Origin of the sequence: Acinetobacter yuyunsongii, from assembly GCF_041021915.1 — a bacterium.
Lineage (GTDB): Bacteria > Pseudomonadota > Gammaproteobacteria > Pseudomonadales > Moraxellaceae > Acinetobacter.
The window spans coordinates 1,793,010-1,810,157 of sequence record NZ_CP157435.1 but is presented as its reverse complement, the minus strand read 5'-3'; the positions used below and the strand labels follow the sequence as shown (position 1 = coordinate 1,810,157).

16 protein-coding genes are annotated in these 17,148 nt (G+C 39.2%); 6 read left to right on the top strand and 10 right to left on the bottom strand.

From position 1 onward, the window contains the following. Positions 1-2 precede the first annotated feature (2 nt). The 4 genes from cyoB to ppsA form a co-directional block, all read right to left on the bottom strand. Positions 3-1,994, bottom strand: a complete 1,992-nt coding sequence (gene cyoB, locus ABLB98_RS08710) for a cytochrome o ubiquinol oxidase subunit I (RefSeq protein WP_249569980.1) — start codon at positions 1,992-1,994, stop codon at positions 3-5. A 3-nt stretch (positions 1,995-1,997) separates the two neighbouring features. Beyond that, entirely contained in the window at positions 1,998-3,053 is a 1,056-nt protein-coding gene (cyoA, locus tag ABLB98_RS08705; protein WP_348882463.1) for a ubiquinol oxidase subunit II, read from the bottom strand. A 300-nt stretch (positions 3,054-3,353) separates the two neighbouring features. Beyond that, positions 3,354-4,115, bottom strand: coding sequence for an RDD family protein (locus tag ABLB98_RS08700; RefSeq protein WP_005215378.1), 762 nt, complete (start codon positions 4,113-4,115; stop codon positions 3,354-3,356). 65 nt (positions 4,116-4,180) lie between these two features. Then, positions 4,181-6,559: a phosphoenolpyruvate synthase gene (gene ppsA / locus ABLB98_RS08695; protein WP_004661374.1), complete on the bottom strand. Its 2,379-nt coding sequence runs from the start codon at positions 6,557-6,559 to the stop codon at positions 4,181-4,183. Positions 6,560-6,717: 158 nt separating this feature from the next. On the opposite strand from ppsA, the gene ABLB98_RS08690 reads away from it, so the two are divergent. Continuing rightward, positions 6,718-7,554, top strand: coding sequence for a pyruvate, water dikinase regulatory protein (locus ABLB98_RS08690; RefSeq protein ID WP_004661375.1), 837 nt, complete (start codon positions 6,718-6,720; stop codon positions 7,552-7,554). A gap of 325 nt (positions 7,555-7,879) precedes the next feature. Here the strand turns inward: ABLB98_RS08690 and ABLB98_RS08685 are convergent, their stop codons facing one another. Together ABLB98_RS08685 and ABLB98_RS08680 are read right to left on the bottom strand one after the other, a co-directional pair. Next, on the bottom strand, positions 7,880-8,881 hold the full coding sequence (locus ABLB98_RS08685; protein ID WP_348882462.1) for an LLM class flavin-dependent oxidoreductase: 1,002 nt from the start codon (positions 8,879-8,881) through the stop codon (positions 7,880-7,882). Positions 8,882-9,024: 143 nt separating this feature from the next. Then, positions 9,025-9,540, bottom strand: a complete 516-nt coding sequence (locus ABLB98_RS08680; RefSeq protein ID WP_348882461.1) for a glycine zipper 2TM domain-containing protein — start codon at positions 9,538-9,540, stop codon at positions 9,025-9,027. A 249-nt stretch (positions 9,541-9,789) separates the two neighbouring features. Between ABLB98_RS08680 and ABLB98_RS08675 the strand changes: the two genes are divergently transcribed. Further along, positions 9,790-10,506, top strand: a complete 717-nt coding sequence (locus ABLB98_RS08675) for a pseudouridine synthase (protein ID WP_348882460.1) — start codon at positions 9,790-9,792, stop codon at positions 10,504-10,506. On the opposite strand, the gene ABLB98_RS08670 is transcribed toward ABLB98_RS08675, so the two are convergent. The 4 genes from ABLB98_RS08670 to ABLB98_RS08655 form a co-directional block, all read right to left on the bottom strand. Continuing rightward, positions 10,507-10,950, bottom strand: a complete 444-nt coding sequence (locus tag ABLB98_RS08670) for an N-acetyltransferase (protein WP_087536111.1) — start codon at positions 10,948-10,950, stop codon at positions 10,507-10,509. A gap of 98 nt (positions 10,951-11,048) precedes the next feature. Continuing rightward, complete coding sequence (locus ABLB98_RS08665) at positions 11,049-11,363, bottom strand: type II toxin-antitoxin system RelB/DinJ family antitoxin (protein ID WP_087544280.1); 315 nt, start codon at positions 11,361-11,363, stop codon at positions 11,049-11,051. Positions 11,364-11,472: 109 nt separating this feature from the next. Next, on the bottom strand, positions 11,473-12,381 hold the full coding sequence (locus ABLB98_RS08660; RefSeq protein ID WP_087547175.1) for a pseudouridine synthase: 909 nt from the start codon (positions 12,379-12,381) through the stop codon (positions 11,473-11,475). After that, a complete protein-coding gene (locus ABLB98_RS08655) occupies positions 12,378-13,010 on the bottom strand; it encodes a hypothetical protein (RefSeq protein WP_348882459.1) in 633 nt (210 codons plus the stop codon). The genes ABLB98_RS08660 and ABLB98_RS08655 overlap by 4 nt, the downstream gene beginning before the upstream one ends. A gap of 107 nt (positions 13,011-13,117) precedes the next feature. Between ABLB98_RS08655 and tsaE the strand changes: the two genes are divergently transcribed. The 4 genes from tsaE to hfq all read left to right on the top strand — a co-directional run bounded on the left by tsaE (position 13,118) and on the right by hfq (position 17,076). Next, positions 13,118-13,594 carry a tRNA (adenosine(37)-N6)-threonylcarbamoyltransferase complex ATPase subunit type 1 TsaE gene (tsaE, locus tag ABLB98_RS08650; RefSeq protein ID WP_256414980.1) on the top strand — a complete coding sequence of 159 codons (477 nt, stop codon included), beginning with the start codon at positions 13,118-13,120 and terminating at the stop codon, positions 13,592-13,594. Further along, positions 13,584-15,524, top strand: coding sequence for a DNA mismatch repair endonuclease MutL (gene mutL / locus ABLB98_RS08645; protein ID WP_348882458.1), 1,941 nt, complete (start codon positions 13,584-13,586; stop codon positions 15,522-15,524). The genes tsaE and mutL overlap by 11 nt, the downstream gene beginning before the upstream one ends. A gap of 6 nt (positions 15,525-15,530) precedes the next feature. Further along, on the top strand, positions 15,531-16,475 hold the full coding sequence (miaA, locus tag ABLB98_RS08640; RefSeq protein WP_348882457.1) for a tRNA (adenosine(37)-N6)-dimethylallyltransferase MiaA: 945 nt from the start codon (positions 15,531-15,533) through the stop codon (positions 16,473-16,475). A 91-nt stretch (positions 16,476-16,566) separates the two neighbouring features. Further along, entirely contained in the window at positions 16,567-17,076 is a 510-nt protein-coding gene (gene hfq / locus ABLB98_RS08635; protein WP_348882456.1) for an RNA chaperone Hfq, read from the top strand. Positions 17,077-17,148: the final 72 nt, after the last annotated feature.

Here is a 17,148-nt window from a genome sequence, read left to right as displayed (position 1 = left end):
CCTTAGTCCTTCTTCAAGTGTTTTTCAAGTAACGCATAGCGTTCATTTTCAATACGTTCAACTTCTGCAGCAGGTACGTAGTAATCAACATTCTTAGTGAATGAGCTTACGATCAAGCTAACAACTGAAGCAACGAATGAAACAACGACTAGCCACCAAATATGCCAGATCAATGCAAAACCAAGAACAGTAATGAACATTGCAATGACAAAACCAGCAGCACGATCAGTCGGCATGTGGATGTCTTCATATTTAGTGTTACGTGCATATGCTACGCCATTTTCTTTGTCAGTCCAGAAACGGTCAACGCCGCTAGCTTCTGGTACATGTGCAAAGTTATAGAATGGAGCAGGAGATGACGTAGACCATTCAAGTGTACGACTATCCCAAGGGTCGCCTGTGTAGTCCATGTTGTCTTTACGTTGTAAGAAACCAACGATGATTTGCATTAAGAAACATGCAATACCAATAGCAACAAGAACGGCACCAAATAATGCGATCGCTAAGTATGGATCCCATTCTGGGTTGTCATATGTATTCAAACGACGAGTCATACCCATGAAACCAAGGATATAAAGTGGCATGAATGCAAAATAGAAACCGAAGAACCAGAACCAGAACGCAGCTTTACCCCATGCTTCGTTGAGCTTCCAACCAAACATTTTCGGCCAGTAGAAGATGATGCCGGCAAACATACCAAACACCACACCACCGATAATTACGTTATGGAAGTGAGCGATCAAGAAGAGTGAGTTGTGTACAAGGAAGTCCGCAGGCGGAACAGCCATAAGTACACCAGTTAAACCACCAATACCGAATGTTACTAGGAAGCCAAGCGTCCATAACATTGGAGTAGTAAAGGTGATGCGACCTTTATACATCGTGAATAACCAAGAGAAGATTTTCACACCTGTAGGAATCGCAATAACCATGGTCATGATACCGAAGAACGCATTCACGTTCGCACCAGCACCCATGGTGAAGAAGTGGTGAAGCCATACAACGAACGCAAGTACAGTAATCGCGATAGTTGCATACACCATAGACTTGTAACCGAACAACGCTTTACGAGAGAAGGTTGCAACGATTTCTGAGTATAAACCAAATGCTGGTAATACCAAGATATATACTTCAGGGTGACCCCATGTCCAGATCAAGTTCACGTAAAGCATTGGGCTACCGCCAAGCTCATTAGTGAAGAAATGGAAACCGAAGTAACGGTCTAAAGTAAGCATTGCAAGCGTACCTGTTAATACAGGGAATGATGCAATGATTAATACAGCCGTACACAGTGAAGTCCATGTGAAAATAGGCATGTCCATTAATTTCATGCCAGGTGCGCGCATTTTAATGATGGTAACAAAGAAGTTAACACCAGATAAAAGCGTACCTAAGCCAGAAACTTGGAGTGCCCAGATATAGTAGTCAACACCGACACCAGGAGAATATTGAATGCCAGATAGAGGAGGGTAAGCCATCCAACCAGTCGAAGCGAATTCACCTAGTACAAGTGAAACCATCATCAAACCAGCAGCGCCTGCGAATAACCAGAAACTTAAAGAGTTCAATAATGGGAATGCAACGTCACGAGCACCGATTTGTAATGGTACTGAGATGTTCATCATACCGACAACGAGACCCATCGCTACGAAGAAGATCATGATTACACCGTGTGCTGTAAAGATCTGATCGTAATGGTCTGGATGTAAGTAACCTTCACCACCGCCTTTAGCGAGGAAAAGTTGTAAACGCATCATGATCGCATCGGCGAAACCACGCAGAAGCATGACTACTGATACGATGATATACATGATACCAATTTTCTTATGGTCTACAGATGTGAACCATTCGTTCCATAAGTATCCCCATTTTTTGAAATAGGTAATACCGCCTAGAACTGCAATGCCACCAAGAGCCATCATGACCATGGTAACGAGTACAATCGGCTCTGTTGGAATAGAATCCCAGCCTAATTTGCCAAAAATCATATCCATGTCTTATTCCCCTTGAGCAGCATGTTCAGCTGCAGCATGAGTTTCTGCTGTTGCATGTCCAGCAGCAGAGTGGTCAGCACCGTGATAATTACTCATGTAGTGGTTGATAATTGTTTCAAACAATTTTGGCTCAACTGAAGAGTAATAAGTCACAGGGTGTGGCTTGTTCGGGAACGGTTTCATAGCTTCAGCTTTAGCAAGTGCTTCTTCATCACCAGCAGCCTTAGCACGGTTTATAAGAATTTCGATCTGATGTTTAGAACGATCGCCATCTTTAAGTGTCGCTAATTCAGCTTGGTCAAGTGTACCTTTTTGAATTGCTTCAGCATTGATACTTGTACCATTACCCGCTTTAACAGCTTCTACCCATTGTGCAAACTCTGGTTCAGTTACACTATGTGCCTTGAAGCGCATTTGTGAGAAACCATAACCTGAATAGTTAGCTGAGAAACCACGGAATACACCTGGTTCGTCCGCTAAAAGGTGAAGATGAGTCTGCATACCCGCCATTGCATAGATCTGACCACCTAACTGTGGGATGAAGAACGAGTTCATCGTAAAGTTAGAAGTAATCTTAAAGCTTACAGGCGTTTTTTCTGGGAAGCGTACTTCGTTTACCGTTGCAATGTTTTGCTCAGGATAGATAAAAATCCATTTAAACTGTTCAGCGACAGCTTGAATAGTTAATGGTGCTTTATCTGATTCTAACGGACGGTAAGGGTCGTACTTGTGGGAACCCCACCAAGTTAACCAAGCTAAAATACCAATAATAATGACAGGAACACCCCAAACAACGATCTCAATTGTCGTAGAGTGTGCCCAAGTAGGTTTATAGTCTGCATCTTTATTCGATGCGCGATATTGCCAACCAAACCATAATGCCATAACGATTGATGGAATCACCACCAATAGCATTAGATAGATCGCAGTCATCATCAGGCTACTTTGACCTTGACCTACTGGACCTTTATTGTTTAGAAGTACCATATCACCGCCACACCCTGTCAAGAGCGCAGCCATCGTTGATAAAGACAATACAGCTAAAATCGTTTGTCTCATTTTACAACCTCGGTGAAGAGTCCCATTCCCTAATTTAAATTATGGGATAGCGATTAAAGTGTCGCATGATTGATAAGAATTTTTTGTGAAATGCTTAGCAATCATGCGACACCGCTACGTTGTTGGGCATTATGCCTCATATTGAAAAACTAAGCTACATCTAACACAGTCAGAAATACTTGTTTTGAAACCTGATTTATTTTGTAGGAATTGTTGTTGAAATGTATATTTTTTCTATAAATATCAATTTTGTAGAGGAAAAAAGAGGAATAAATCCTCTTTTGCTTAGTTAATTAAAAATTATTGCTTTACGACCTTAGTTTTTGCCAATTTATCGTGCAAAGTTTGGCGATTTTTATTAAATGCAAAGAATGCATAGTCGATAATGGTAATAAATGGCATAAACAATAAATTCAGAATGATAAATAAAGCACTTCTCAACCAAAAAGCTCTAATCGTATTGACTGCCGTATGTGTTTCAGCATCTACGATTTTAATTTTGGTTATTTTTTTACCAATGCTTTGTCCAGACTTCGCAATTAAAAAAGCTTGCAGCATCAGCATTAGGATCAAATAAACAAAAATACTCATCCATGCTTCATTTGGAATAAGCTGCATAAGTTGATGCTGCAACTCAACTGCTTCACTTGAAGCGACTTGGCTTGCTTGTAATTGCTTTTGAATTTTAAATAATTCTGTGTACTGGCTTTCGTTAAAGAAAAAAGATGGTATAGCGGCCATTGGAAGCCAAAGTGTTAAGTCAATCACCTTAGCGAGTGCACGAGAATGAAATGAGGCGAGTTCAGATGTTTTTTGTTCAACTTTAATTTTAAAAGTTGACTGCTCAGTTTGATTGTTAATTTGATGATTGAATGATGAATAACCTACAGGTTCGTAGACAAGTTTTCCTTGAGTGAGTTCGCCAAGAGTTTTCCATTCACTCATACCTTCGTGCCAAACCAAGTCTGTAAGTAATACTTGTTGGCTAGAAAGCATTTGGTTCAGTTGGTCTAAACTATAAGGTCCAGCTTGTTGGTTATTACGAGCCAAGTAAATTTGCATAATTAAAAATTCTCAATGACTAAAGATGAAAAAAGACCCTACGAAAGGGTCTTTTTTTTAAAAGACTAGGCTTTCTTGATTTGTTCTTCAGCAAGGAAGAACCAAGTATCAAGCACTGAGTCAGGGTTAAGTGACACAGATTCAATACCTTGTTCCATGAGCCATTTAGCAAGGTCAGGGTGGTCTGAAGGACCTTGACCACAAATACCAACGTATTTTCCTGCTTTACGGCATGCATGAATTGCCATAGAAAGAAGGGCTTTAACCGCTGGATCACGCTCATCGAATAAGTGAGATACGATACCAGAATCACGGTCAAGACCAAGTGTTAATTGTGTTAAGTCATTTGAACCAATTGAGAAACCATCGAAGTGCTCAAGGAACTGTTCAGCCAATAAAGCATTGGTTGGAAGCTCACACATCATGATGATTTTGAGGCCATTTTCACCACGTTTTAAACCATTTTGAGCAAGCAACTCAATAACACGTTTGGCTTCAGACACTGTACGCACGAATGGAATCATGATTTGAATATTGGTTAAACCCATTTCATCACGGGCTTTCTTCAAAGCACGGCACTCAAGCTCAAAACAGTCACGGAAGTTGTCAGATACGTAACGACTCGCACCTCGAAAGCCCAACATTGGGTTTTCTTCCTCTGGCTCGTATAATTTACCGCCAATTAAATTCGCATATTCATTTGATTTAAAGTCAGACATACGAACGATGACTGGTTTTTCAGCAAATGCAGCTGCAAGTGTTGAAATACCTTCAACTAACTTTTCTACATAGAATTCGATTGGCGAAGAATAACCTGATGTACGTGTCATTACAGCAGCACGCGTTTCACGTGGTAGGCTGTCAATATTGAGAAGCGCTTTAGGATGTACACCGATCATACGGTTAATGATGAATTCAAGACGTGCAAGACCAATCCCTTCATTTGGAATTTGAGCAAAGTCGAATGCACGGTCTGGATTACCAACATTCATCATAATCTTAAATGGAAGTTTTGGCATTGAGTGAATTGAGTTACGTTGCACCTCAAAATCTAATGCGCCTTCATAGATAAAGCCTGTATCACCTTCAGCACACGAAACAGTGACTTCTTGACCATCGGTTAATACTTCTGTTGCATTACCACAACCCACGATTGCAGGTACACCTAACTCACGTGCAATGATTGCAGCGTGACAAGTACGGCCACCACGATTGGTCACAATCGCTGCGGCGCGTTTCATTACTGGCTCCCAATCTGGGTCAGTCATGTCTGATACAAGTACATCACCGTCTTGTACTTTATCCATCTCTTTAATCGAGGTTACAACACGAACTTTACCAGAACCAATGCGTTGACCAATTGAACGACCTTCACAGATGACAGTGCCACGTTGTTTTAATAGGTAACGTTCCATTGTGCCGACATTTTGACGGCTTTTAACAGTTTCAGGACGTGCTTGAACGATGTAGATTTGACCATCATCACCATCTTTCGCCCATTCGATGTCCATTGGCGAGCCGTAATGTTGTTCAATAATCAATGCTTGTTTAGCAAGTTCATGTAATTCATGATCATTTAATGCGAATTGTTGACGCTCTGGTTTTTCAACATCAACCACAACAACGGATTTACCTGCAGCGCCTTCTTCACCATAAATCATTTTTTGGTGTTTAGAACCGAGATTGCGGCGTAAGACTGAGTGTTTACCTGCATTTAACAATGGTTTTGACAAATAGAATTCGTCAGGGTTGACAGCTCCCTGAACAACCATTTCACCCAGACCGTATGATGCGGTAATAAATACCACATCACGGAAACCAGATTCTGTGTCAAGCGTAAACATTACACCTGCAGCACCAGTCTCTGAACGAACCATACGTTGTACACCCGCAGATAGGGCAACAACACTGTGTTCAAAACCTTGGTGTACACGGTACGCGATGGCACGGTCATTATAAAGCGAAGCAAAAACTTCTTTAATCGCGATAAGAACGTTATCAATTCCGCGAATATTTAAGAAAGTTTCTTGTTGTCCTGCAAAAGAAGCATCAGGTAAATCTTCAGCAGTCGCAGAAGAGCGTACAGCAACAGCGATGTCTGGATTACCGTTTGAAAGTGCTGTAAATGCGTCACGAATTTCTTGTTCTAAATTAGCAGTAAGTGGGGTATCAACGATCCATTTACGGATTTTAGCGCCTGTCTCTATAAGTGCGTTTACATCATCAACATTTAGCTGCTCAAGTTCAGCCTGAATTCGAGCATTTAAGCCGCTTTGATCCAAGAACTCACGATAGGCAGCAGCAGTTGTTGCAAAGCCACCAGGTACCGATACACCAGCATTGGATAAATGGCTGATCATTTCACCCAAAGATGAGTTTTTCCCACCTACGAGTTCGACATCGTGTTTCCCTAATTTTTCCAGACCGATTACGCGCGCTTCCAAAGTATTTACTCCACTTTTTTTGCAGTATGAATGACCATCATTGGTATGAAATTATACGAATGTGCTTAGATTTAGTATTTTACTAAGCGACAGTCATGTTAGATGAGTTTACTATAAAGATTATAGAGCACTAAGACAAATGTTTAAGGAGAATTTTGATGCCCGAAAGTAAACAAATTAAACGGAGTGTATTTTTTATTTCGGATGGTACTGCAATTACCGCAGAAACCCTTGGACATTCACTACTTGCGCAATTTCCGAATGTCGATTTTGATATTCATATTATGCCTTATATTACCACTGAAGAAGCTGCAATGAATGTGGTGGTTGACATCAATGGATGCCAATCAAGAGATGGATGTTTACCACTTGTTTTTGACACATTGGTAGACCCACATGTTCGTGAAATTATTAATACAGCTAAAGCCGTAAATTTGGATGTTTTCGAGGGATTAATTAGTAAACTTGAGCAAGAGTTGGGTACACCACCAACAACTTTAGTTGGACAGACCCATGCTGTAACAGATTCTGAATCTTATAAGGCTCGTATTGATGCAGTACATTTTGCATTAGACAATGATGATGGTGCTCGAACTCGTCATTATGATAAAGCTGACTTGATTTTAGTTGGCGTTTCTCGATCTGGGAAAACACCAACCTCGATTTATTTATCATTACAGTTTGGAATTCGTGTTGCGAACTATCCCTTAACTGAAGAAGATTTAGATGATAATCGTCTACCTGCTGTGCTACGAGCACATAAAAATAAGCTCTTTGGTTTAATGATTGATGCTGAGCGATTGGTCGCTATTCGTAGCGAACGAAAAGCCAATAGTCGTTATGCAAGTTTTAGTCAGTGCCAAATGGAATTACGTGCCATAGAGGGTATTTATATTTCTGAAGGTATTAAGTATTTGAACGTCACTGAAATGTCGATTGAAGAAATTTCAACGCGTATTTTACAGTTGACTGGTTTAAAACGTCGTATTGGCTAAATAGTATCTTTAAATGAGAAGCGTAGAGGATGGGCTACGCTTTTTTATTTTGAAGAAATAAGATTGGGAACCTCATAAAGCAGCGCTTGATGCCATTCAGGTCGATTTTGACTGTAAAAACCATGAAAGCTCGGATGAGACACTTGATTATATCCGTACAGACAAAAGCTTGAAGAATAATATTGATATTATGTTGCTGGATAAAAACTATAAACCTCAAGGAAAGTATCTACGTTACTGCAAAAAAAATACCTCCTATCAATACATGGGCGTGATGAAATAAGCATTGCGGAACGAGGCAATGCTTATTTGAAAATAGGATTGCCTACTGGTTTTTTAGCTCCATGAGCAAGCTAAAGTTTTCCAGACGTTTTTGTGTATCGTAAATATCACAGGTGAAGATAAACTCATCTACATCATATTGCGCAGCAATTTTTTCCAGTCCTGTTTTGACAGTTTCCTGTGAACCAATTTGAGCCATTGCATAGAAATTCTGGATGGCGAGTTGCTCAGCGCTGCTTGCCAGACCTTGTATTGATTCAGTTGGCGGTTTGAGTTTTAGACTGTGCCCCCGAATCAGGTTTAAAATACGCTGATAAGAACTGGTAGCTAAATATTGTGCTTCTTCATCAGTTGCCGCAACGACTGTTGGTACGCCCATTGACACATAAGGTTTATCAAGATATTCAGATGCTTGAAAATTCTCACGGTAAATTTCGATTGCTTGACCTAACATACGTGGAGCGAAATGTGATGCAAAAGAATAGGGAAGTCCCAACTTTGCAGCAAGCTGTGCGCTAAACAGACTTGAACCTAGCAACCAGACAGGTACATGAGTGCCTTGACCTGGGGTGGCAATAATTTTCTGGTTGGGCTGTGGGTCTTTAAAATATTGCAAAATTTCCATTACATCCTGAGGAAATTGATCTTCGGTTTCTTGACGCCCGCGTCGTAATGCACGCATCGTCATTTGATCAGTTCCTGGAGCACGCCCCAAACCAAGTTCAAAACGATTTGGATAAAGTGTAGCTAAAGTCCCGAATTGTTCTGCAACAACTAATGGTGCATGATTAGGTAACATGATGCCACCAGAACCTAAGCGAATTTTGTGTGTATTTGCTGCGATGAATCCTAGTAAAACTGCCGTTGCGGAACTCGCAATTCCATCCATATTGTGATGTTCAGCTAACCAGAAACGTTCATAACCAAGCTTTTCAGCGTGTTGAGCAACTTCTAGTGTATGACGAAGTGAAAATTCAATACTTTTATCGTCTCTGACAGGAGCTAACTCCAAAATTGAAAATTTGATCTCTTGTAGTGACTTCATTTTTTAACTCTCAAAATCATATATCGAAATAATACGATATAAGTTTGGTTTTGTATATCGAATATTGTCGATATTTGTTGCGCATTGGATAAAATAAAAAAGCGCCCGAAGGCGCCAAAAGAGAAAGCGTTTGGATTTGATCCTTAATCTTTATACCAACCACGGTGATAGCCATTATCATGACGGTAATGATGACGAGATTTATAGTATCTACGATCATCATAAGAACGGCGGTTGTCGTAACGGCGCTCATCGTAAGAACGACGGTTTTCGTAACGTTCATCGGCATCACGATCTTGACCTACTTTTTGACCTAATACCGCACCACCTGCAGAGCCAAGCGCAGCACCGATATAACCACCATTGGTTCCGCCCATATTACGACCAACCGTATAACCACCCACACCACCTAAACCCGCACCAATCGCTGCTTCAGTACGATCACGTTTATTGCTTGATGCTGCTGCACCACCAGCACCACCAATTGCGGAACCAATCATGGCACCTGTATTACCGCCAAGTTGTTTACCAACTGCTGTACCAACAATACTACCAAGTGCTGAAGTTGCTGCAACACGTGCTGTATTATCTGCATGTGCAACAGTCATCATTGATGAGGTTGCCAAGATGACGCTACATAACCACATATTCGATTTCATAGTGAAACTCCTTATCCATTCTTTTGGACAGTATTCTTTTGCTTGAGACAAATGTAACAAGACTTTTAAGTGAAAATATGGAGCGCAATAGGATGATTGAGAGAGTTTGGCGAGAGTTTTGTATATGTTCTATTACAAATGAACAGATTGTGAATAAATTATAAAAAATAAGAATGAGTATGCTGTAAGCAACGATACCTAGCTGAATCGAGTACAATAGACTGAATTTGAGATGAGGATGATGTAGTTATGCTGTTGGAAAAAATTTTGCAATCGCAAGGCTTTGGTTCAAGAAAGTATTGCCAACAGATAATTAAAAATGGTTCTGTGCAGATTGAAGGACAAGTTTGTGAAAACCCTAAACAGAATATAAATACGGATCAGCTTTGTTTTCAAGTATTTGGCGAAGAATACCAATATCGAGAACATCTCTACATTGTTTTAAATAAACCGAAGGGCTATGAATGTTCACATCAGGCAACGCATCATAAAAGTGTATTTAGCCTACTGCCTGAAATTTTGATCCATCGGGGTATTCAATGCGTGGGAAGACTAGACCAAGATACCACAGGATTATTGTTATTGACTGATGATGGTCAATATTTACAAGCCTTAACCAATCCGCGCAAGCATGTGCCAAAAGTTTATCATGTAACGACTGCCGATCCGATTTCAGCTGAGCAATTAATAGCTTTAGAACAGGGAGTTGAGCTAAGGAATGAAAAAGGTATTTATGCCGCAACCAATCTTCAACTATTTTCCACACATCAATTGACAATGACAATTCATCAAGGTGTTTACCATCAAGTTAAACGTATGCTTGCCGCAGTTGGAAATAAAGTTGAGCTTTTACACCGCCAGCAAATAGGATTACTTGAGCTTCCTGAATTACCAGAAGGTGAATGGATTTATCTTACATCTTCGCAAAAACAATTGAGTCAAAATATTGCTTTAGATATCGAGTAACTATTTTAAAAAACAGTGAAAGGTTTTGAATTCATCATCTTGAATAAATCCCATTTGTTCATAAAGACGGCGAGACTCATAATTATTTTTTTGTGTTTCGAGACTAATTCTTTGTGCATTTTCATGGCGAGCAAAAAGGATTGCGGTGTCAATTAATTGCTTAGCCGATCCTTGTTTTCGATAAGATGGGGTTACATAAACATCATCTAAAATATAATAGGTTTCACAAGAAACAGATGAAAAAGCAAGGTACAGTAAAACAAAGCCTGTGAGCACATCATCTTTAACGTGAATGAAAATGACACTATCTTTATTTTCGAAACGATGTTTTAGAAATTGATAGGATTGTTCAATATTGGATGATGTACCATAGAATTGACGGTATTCATCAAACAAGACAGCAAGTTGGTGAAGATCTTCTTTTGTTGCTCGTTTAACAATCATTCCTGTCTATCCTTGCATTTATAATTTTATTTGGACTATCAGAATAACGAAAAAATTTAAGCTTAAAAAATAAAAACTTGTTTATAAATGCAACATTGTTAAGTTTTGTCACTTTCACCTAACAGTGCATTCAATTCTTCAAATAGATCTTCATGATCGTCTTCAACATGCAAATCTATAGCAGTTGAAGGATCATTTATTGCTGCATTTTTAGATTTACGGAGCTTGAGTAACTGTTCCATATTAATGTTTTGATTTTCAATCGCAAAAGGAATTGATTTCGTCAATACAACTTGTTTAAAGAAAAGACGAACAGCTTGGGCAGGGGATATACCTAACTGCTTAAAAACGGCAAAAGCTTGTTTCTTTTCCTGTGAATCAAGGCGAACTTGATAAACTTCTGTTTTTCGCATACAGAATACGACCAAATATTTTTAATTATCGTCATGTATTCTAAACCATTGCAATGTAATTTCAATATTTCTGAAGTGAAAAAATAGCAATTTTGTCATTACGTTGTATTTACAATATCAATTCAAATTTAGAATTGAAATGCATTTCTTGATTTAAAACGGGATCGATAAAATAAATCTCTTTTGCTAACAACTGGAGCGGTTGTTCAAAGTCATCATCGGCTTTATGTGCGACAACTGGATAAAACGGATCATTTAAAATTGGAATGCCTAAGTAATTAAGGTGCACACGCAATTGATGTTGTTTACCCGTCTTGGGTTTAAGCTGATATTTTGCGTAATGTTGATTGTGTTCTAAAAGCGCTATCAAAGTTTCAGAATTCTGAGGTTTTTCAGAATTAATTTGCATCGTGTAAAACGGCTGACCTTTTTCTAAATGGAGCTGTAATATTTGTGGAAAATGTAATTCAGCTCGATAAGCTGCAATCGCGTGATAGATTTTTTGCACTTTTCGATCTGCAAAAAGTTGTTGGTATATTCCTCGAAGTTCTGGTTTTTTACAGAATAAAACGATGCCCGCTGTTTCGCGATCCAGTCGATGAATCGGGGTTAGATCCTCATATCCAGTTTGCTTTTTTAAACGTACTAATAATGTTTCCTGAACATATTGCCCAGTTGGAGTCATCGTAAGAAAGTGGGGTTTATCAACCACGAGTAAATGTTCATTTTCGTATAAAATCTCATGCTGAAAAGGCACATGAATTTCATGCGCCAGAAAACGATAATAAAAAATATGGGTATTAGGCGTATAGTGGCTTTCTATGTTTAAGATGTCACCATCAGCCGCATAAATTAACTGATCAGCAAAGCGCTGCTGCCATTCACTGGCTTGAATATGCGAGAAGTGTTGGCAAAGATATTCAAAAATGGTAGGTGCCGAAATATTTTGAGGTAAAAAGACTTTACTGGCACTAACCCCATTGATCACTGGAGGGATAAAATTTTCAACCGTATTCATATTATTTTGAGTGATGCTGAAGAATGAAAATTTGGGACAAATCCATGGTCAAACATTTTTACAAAAGTTTGAGGTGTTAACACAGTAACTATAAGATTTTGAGGTAATTCAATTTTCTTTTGATAGCCATCAAAAGACCAAATCAAATAACAGTTTTCTTTATAAACTACAATCGCTTCAGAAGCATATTCAAAAAAAGTTCCAATAGGCAGTTCTGAAAGATTTGCTTGGAATGTATGCTGCATTTTTTCAGCATTAATTCGATCTTGGTGGATACGTTTATCCATTTCTTTTGCTGAAATTGATATACCTGCATTGTTGATATTCAACCAGATTTTTTTAAACTCTTGATAACGTTTTCTTTGGCATTCGCCACAGGGACGATGTCCTGCAGATAAAGCTGTGGCTTCATCTAAAAAAAATAATTCTGAATAAGAGTCACCAAAAACTTCTCTTTTAATATTACCGAATGTTGTTAAACAATGAATCCATGACTGTGTTGCCCATTGTTTAATAATCTGTTTATTCGAGTTATGGAGACGACCGCCACGATTTCCCATCAGCATCGCTTTTTTAGAAGGATGCTGACGCAATTTTCCCCAAGGGTTTACTCTATTTTGTAAGGTCATATTTAAAATCTTGAACGTTTTAAAAAGAAGCAATTCATTTCGGTGCATTAGGCTTTAACGCAGGGCGATGTTATCATAGCGGGTATCCCAATTTTATTCTATTTGCCATGTCATATTCAGTGAAATTTACTTTAAATCATGAACAAGACACTCAAAAATTTGCGCAAGTGCTCTCACAACAAGTGCATTCAGGCGTTATATATTTGATTGGTGATTTAGGGGCTGGAAAAACGACATTTACGCGTTACTTTATCCAGAATCTTGGGCATCAAGGTTCAGTAAAAAGCCCAACTTATACCTTGGTTGAGCCATATACCATTCAAGGCAAAGAAATTTTCCATTTTGATTTATATCGTTTAGATGATCCCTATGAATTAGAACTGATGGGAATTCGTGATTATTTAGAAACCCCAGATGCTTTATTCTTATTTGAATGGCCTTCAAAAGGTGGAGATGAAATTCCAAAAGCTGATCTAATCATTGATATCCAAAAATCGGATGATGAATTGACTCGGTTTGTTACGCTAACCACTGAATCCGAATCTTTATCTCAAACTTTGCAGGAACAATTGAATGGCGCATGATTCAACTCGTCGTATTCATACCCTTGATGCTGCCTTAGCCAACCAGATTGCTGCGGGTGAGGTGATTGAACGTCCATCATCAGTTGTTAAAGAATTATTAGAAAATGCAATCGATGCTGGCGCAACCGAACTTTTTATTCGGGTAGCGCAAGGTGGTTCGACCCTGATTGAAATCATTGATAATGGCCATGGAATTCATCCTGAAGATTTACCATTAGCGGTGATGCGGCATGCGACAAGTAAAATTAAAACATCGGAAGATTTGCATGCAATTGTTAGTTTAGGCTTTCGTGGAGAAGCATTAGCTTCGATTGCTGCAGTATCACGTTTGACGTTGACCAGTAGCCAAGATGAACAAGGCGTGGGCTATCGGGTTGAAGTGAATGGAACAGCATTTGATCATCAACAAATACAGGCTGTTGCAGCACAAAAAGGTACACATATTCGTGTACAAGATTTATTTTTCAATGTGCCAGCGCGCCGAAAGTTTTTAAAAAAACCAAGTACAGAATTTGGTCATATTGAAGAAATAGTCCGTCGTTTGGCTTTGACTCATTTTGAAATTCGTTTTGTACTCGAACATAATGATAATATTCGTTTAAATTTGCCGATTGCTGATAGTGGTGAATTACGTTATCAGCGTGTCCAGCAGTTATTAGGTCAACAGTTTATTCAAAATGCCTATTGGATCGATGCTGAAAGTATCAATATGCGTTTGTCAGGCTGGTTAGGGCATCCTTCCGACGCACGAGCACAGGCTGACATGCAATATGTGTATGTGAATGGTCGTATTGTCAAAGACAAAACCATTTCACATGCGTTACGTATGGCCTATGAAGGAATTTTGCATGGTCATCAACATTCATCTTATTTATTGTTTTTAGAAGTTGATCCTGAAAATATCGATGTGAATGTACATCCAACCAAACATGAAATTCGTTTTTTGAACCAGCGTGAAGTACATGAGTTTGTACGGCATTATGCCAAAGCAACCTTGTCTCAATTTCAAACCGCAACTGCTGATTTAGCACAAGCGATGAAAACAGATGAAGCTGAGGCAGAAAATTTTAATTATCAGCCTCAGCCAAAATACCAAGAACAATTCAATTTACATCGAGCAGTAGCTGAGCCTGAACGACAAGCCAATCAGCAGGTTGTTGTTTCGACAGATTTACTCACTGAGTTTAATCAAAGCCGCCCACAGGCAGTACAGTACAATTCAACACCTCAAGAACCACGTTATAATGGCTCTGCACAGTTAAATAATGGACTCAAAAGCTATCTAGCGCCTTTACGTGAAGAAACAGAAGATGGAAATAATCCTGGTCCATCACGTGTAGATGAGTTTCCTTTGGGAATTGCAATCGCACAACTGCATGGCATCTATATTTTGGCGCAAAATACTGAAGGCTTGATCATTGTGGATATGCATGCGGCACATGAACGTATCTTGTTGCAGCAGATGAAGTCGACATGGGATAAACCTGAATTTTGGACTTCACAACAACTGCTGATTCCTAAAGTTGTTTCCATTACTCGTATGCAAGCGACTCGCGTTGAAGATTTACAACCACAATTAGAACGTTTGGGGTTGGAAATTGATCAATACGGCGATGATCAAGTGATTGTGCGTGGTGTGCCTGCCATTTTGCATAAAGCTGACTTTAGTAATTTAATTCCAGAATTATTAAATGATCTTGATCCAAATGATGAAGCCAGAGGCCTATTACAAAAACGTGATGAGCTTCTTGCTGGTATGGCGTGTCATGGGGCTGTAAGAGCACATCGACAACTCAGTCTTTCGGAAATGAATGCTTTATTACGCCAAATGGAACAAACTGAATTTGCCAGTCAATGTAATCATGGGCGTCCAACTTGGCGCGCATTTCCATTGCATCAATTAGATAAATTATTTGCTCGAGGAGAGTAGTTTTACATGTCAAATCAATTGCCCGTCATCAATTTAATGGGGCCTACCGCAAGTGGTAAAACAGCATTGGCATGCGAACTCTATGAACGCGGTAATTTCGAATTGATTTCTGTGGATTCAGCTTTAGTTTATAAAGATATGGATATTGGGACTGCTAAACCCACAAAAGAAGAGCAACAACAATACCCGCATCACTTAATCGATATTATTACGCCATTGGATGTATACTCAGCAGCACAATTTGTTGAAGATGTTTGCCCATTAATTGATGATATGCATTCGCGTGGCAAAACACCAATTTTAGTGGGCGGCACAATGCTATATTTTAAATCGCTACTTGAAGGATTAGCTGATAATCTACCGAATGCGAATCAAAGTATTCGTGATGCAATTCTCGCTAAAGCTGATCTTGAAGGCTGGCAGTCTGTTTATGATGAATTGGTTTCTGTTGATCCAATTGCTGGACAAAAGTTCAAAGTTTCAGATAAACAAAGAATTATTAGGGCATTAGAAGTTTACCGAATTACAGGTGAACCAATAACAAAACTACAGGCAGAACAGCCTAAAAATCAACCATATCGTTACAAATTTCATAATTACGCATTGATGCCAGATCGGGTAGAATTACATCAACGTATTGAGCAACGTTTAAGCAAAATGTGGAGTATTGGTTTTTTAAATGAAGTAGAGGAATTAATTAGAAAATACGATTTAAGTGATAATTTACCATCCATGCGGTCTGTGGGTTATCGTCAAGCTTTAGATTTTTTATTAAAAAGTGACCTAAGTCTCAAAAATAAAGTAGAAATGGAGAACAAAGCATTATTTGCGACACGGCAACTTGCCAAACGTCAATACACTTGGTTACGTTCTTTGCAAGAAACACACGATTTTAAAACTTACGTGACGATAAAGCAGGCGAAAGAAGACTTGCGAAACTTCTTTGGATAAAGCAAAATTCGCAGGCTGTCTTTTTATAATTTTTAGTTGAAAAATAAAGATAGTTTTTTTGCGCTGATTTAAAAATTTTTTGGAGTTACAAATGTCTAAAGGTCAAACTTTACAAGATCCGTTCTTAAATTCTCTCCGTAAAGAACGTATTCCAGTTTCTATTTTCCTCGTGAACGGTATTAAATTACAGGGGCATATTGAGTCTTTTGATCAATATGTAGTTTTATTAAAAAACACTGTAAGTCAAATGGTTTATAAACACGCGATTTCTACAGTTGTACCTGCGCGTAACCCACGTCCAGCTGGCGCACAAGGTACTACTGGTGGTTTCCCTGCACAAGGTGCTACTGGTGGTTTCGGTGGTCAAGGTTCTACTGGCGGCTTTGGTGGTCAAGGTGGCTTTGGCGGTCAAGGTGGTGGCTTCGGCGGTCAAGGTGGCTTCGGTGGTCAAGGTGGCTTCGGTGGTCAAGGTGGCTTCGGTGGTCAAGGTGGCTTCGGTGGTCAAGGTGGCTTCGGTGGTCAAGGTGGCTTCGGTCATCAAGGTGGCTTCGATAGCGAAACTAAATTTGAAGATGGTCAAGAAGACGAAAATAATCGTTAATTGATTTATGATCTTTTAAAAAAGCCAGTCTAATAATAGACTGGCTTTTTTTGTGTTTTTACATAGCTAGAA

Excerpts from the sequence above, each read along its gene's own strand:
- ABLB98_RS08685 (WP_348882462.1), bottom strand. The coding sequence starts at position 8,881 with ATGAAGTCACTACAAGAGATCAAATTTTCAATTTTGGAGTTAGCTCCT.
- ABLB98_RS08655 (WP_348882459.1), bottom strand. The coding sequence starts at position 13,010 with ATGACCTTACAAAATAGAGTAAACCCTTGGGGAAAATTGCGTCAGCAT.
- ABLB98_RS08680 (WP_348882461.1), bottom strand. The coding sequence starts at position 9,540 with ATGAAATCGAATATGTGGTTATGTAGCGTCATCTTGGCAACCTCATCA.
- ABLB98_RS08675 (WP_348882460.1), top strand. The coding sequence starts at position 9,790 with ATGCTGTTGGAAAAAATTTTGCAATCGCAAGGCTTTGGTTCAAGAAAG.
- cyoA (WP_348882463.1), bottom strand. The coding sequence starts at position 3,053 with ATGAGACAAACGATTTTAGCTGTATTGTCTTTATCAACGATGGCTGCG.
- ABLB98_RS08660 (WP_087547175.1), bottom strand. The coding sequence starts at position 12,381 with ATGAATACGGTTGAAAATTTTATCCCTCCAGTGATCAATGGGGTTAGT.
- hfq (WP_348882456.1), top strand. The coding sequence starts at position 16,567 with ATGTCTAAAGGTCAAACTTTACAAGATCCGTTCTTAAATTCTCTCCGT.
- miaA (WP_348882457.1), top strand. The coding sequence starts at position 15,531 with ATGTCAAATCAATTGCCCGTCATCAATTTAATGGGGCCTACCGCAAGT.
- tsaE (WP_256414980.1), top strand. The coding sequence starts at position 13,118 with ATGTCATATTCAGTGAAATTTACTTTAAATCATGAACAAGACACTCAA.
- ABLB98_RS08690 (WP_004661375.1), top strand. The coding sequence starts at position 6,718 with ATGCCCGAAAGTAAACAAATTAAACGGAGTGTATTTTTTATTTCGGAT.
- ABLB98_RS08670 (WP_087536111.1), bottom strand. The coding sequence starts at position 10,950 with ATGATTGTTAAACGAGCAACAAAAGAAGATCTTCACCAACTTGCTGTC.
- cyoB (WP_249569980.1), bottom strand. The coding sequence starts at position 1,994 with ATGGATATGATTTTTGGCAAATTAGGCTGGGATTCTATTCCAACAGAG.
- ABLB98_RS08665 (WP_087544280.1), bottom strand. The coding sequence starts at position 11,363 with ATGCGAAAAACAGAAGTTTATCAAGTTCGCCTTGATTCACAGGAAAAG.
- ABLB98_RS08700 (WP_005215378.1), bottom strand. The coding sequence starts at position 4,115 with ATGCAAATTTACTTGGCTCGTAATAACCAACAAGCTGGACCTTATAGT.
- mutL (WP_348882458.1), top strand. The coding sequence starts at position 13,584 with ATGGCGCATGATTCAACTCGTCGTATTCATACCCTTGATGCTGCCTTA.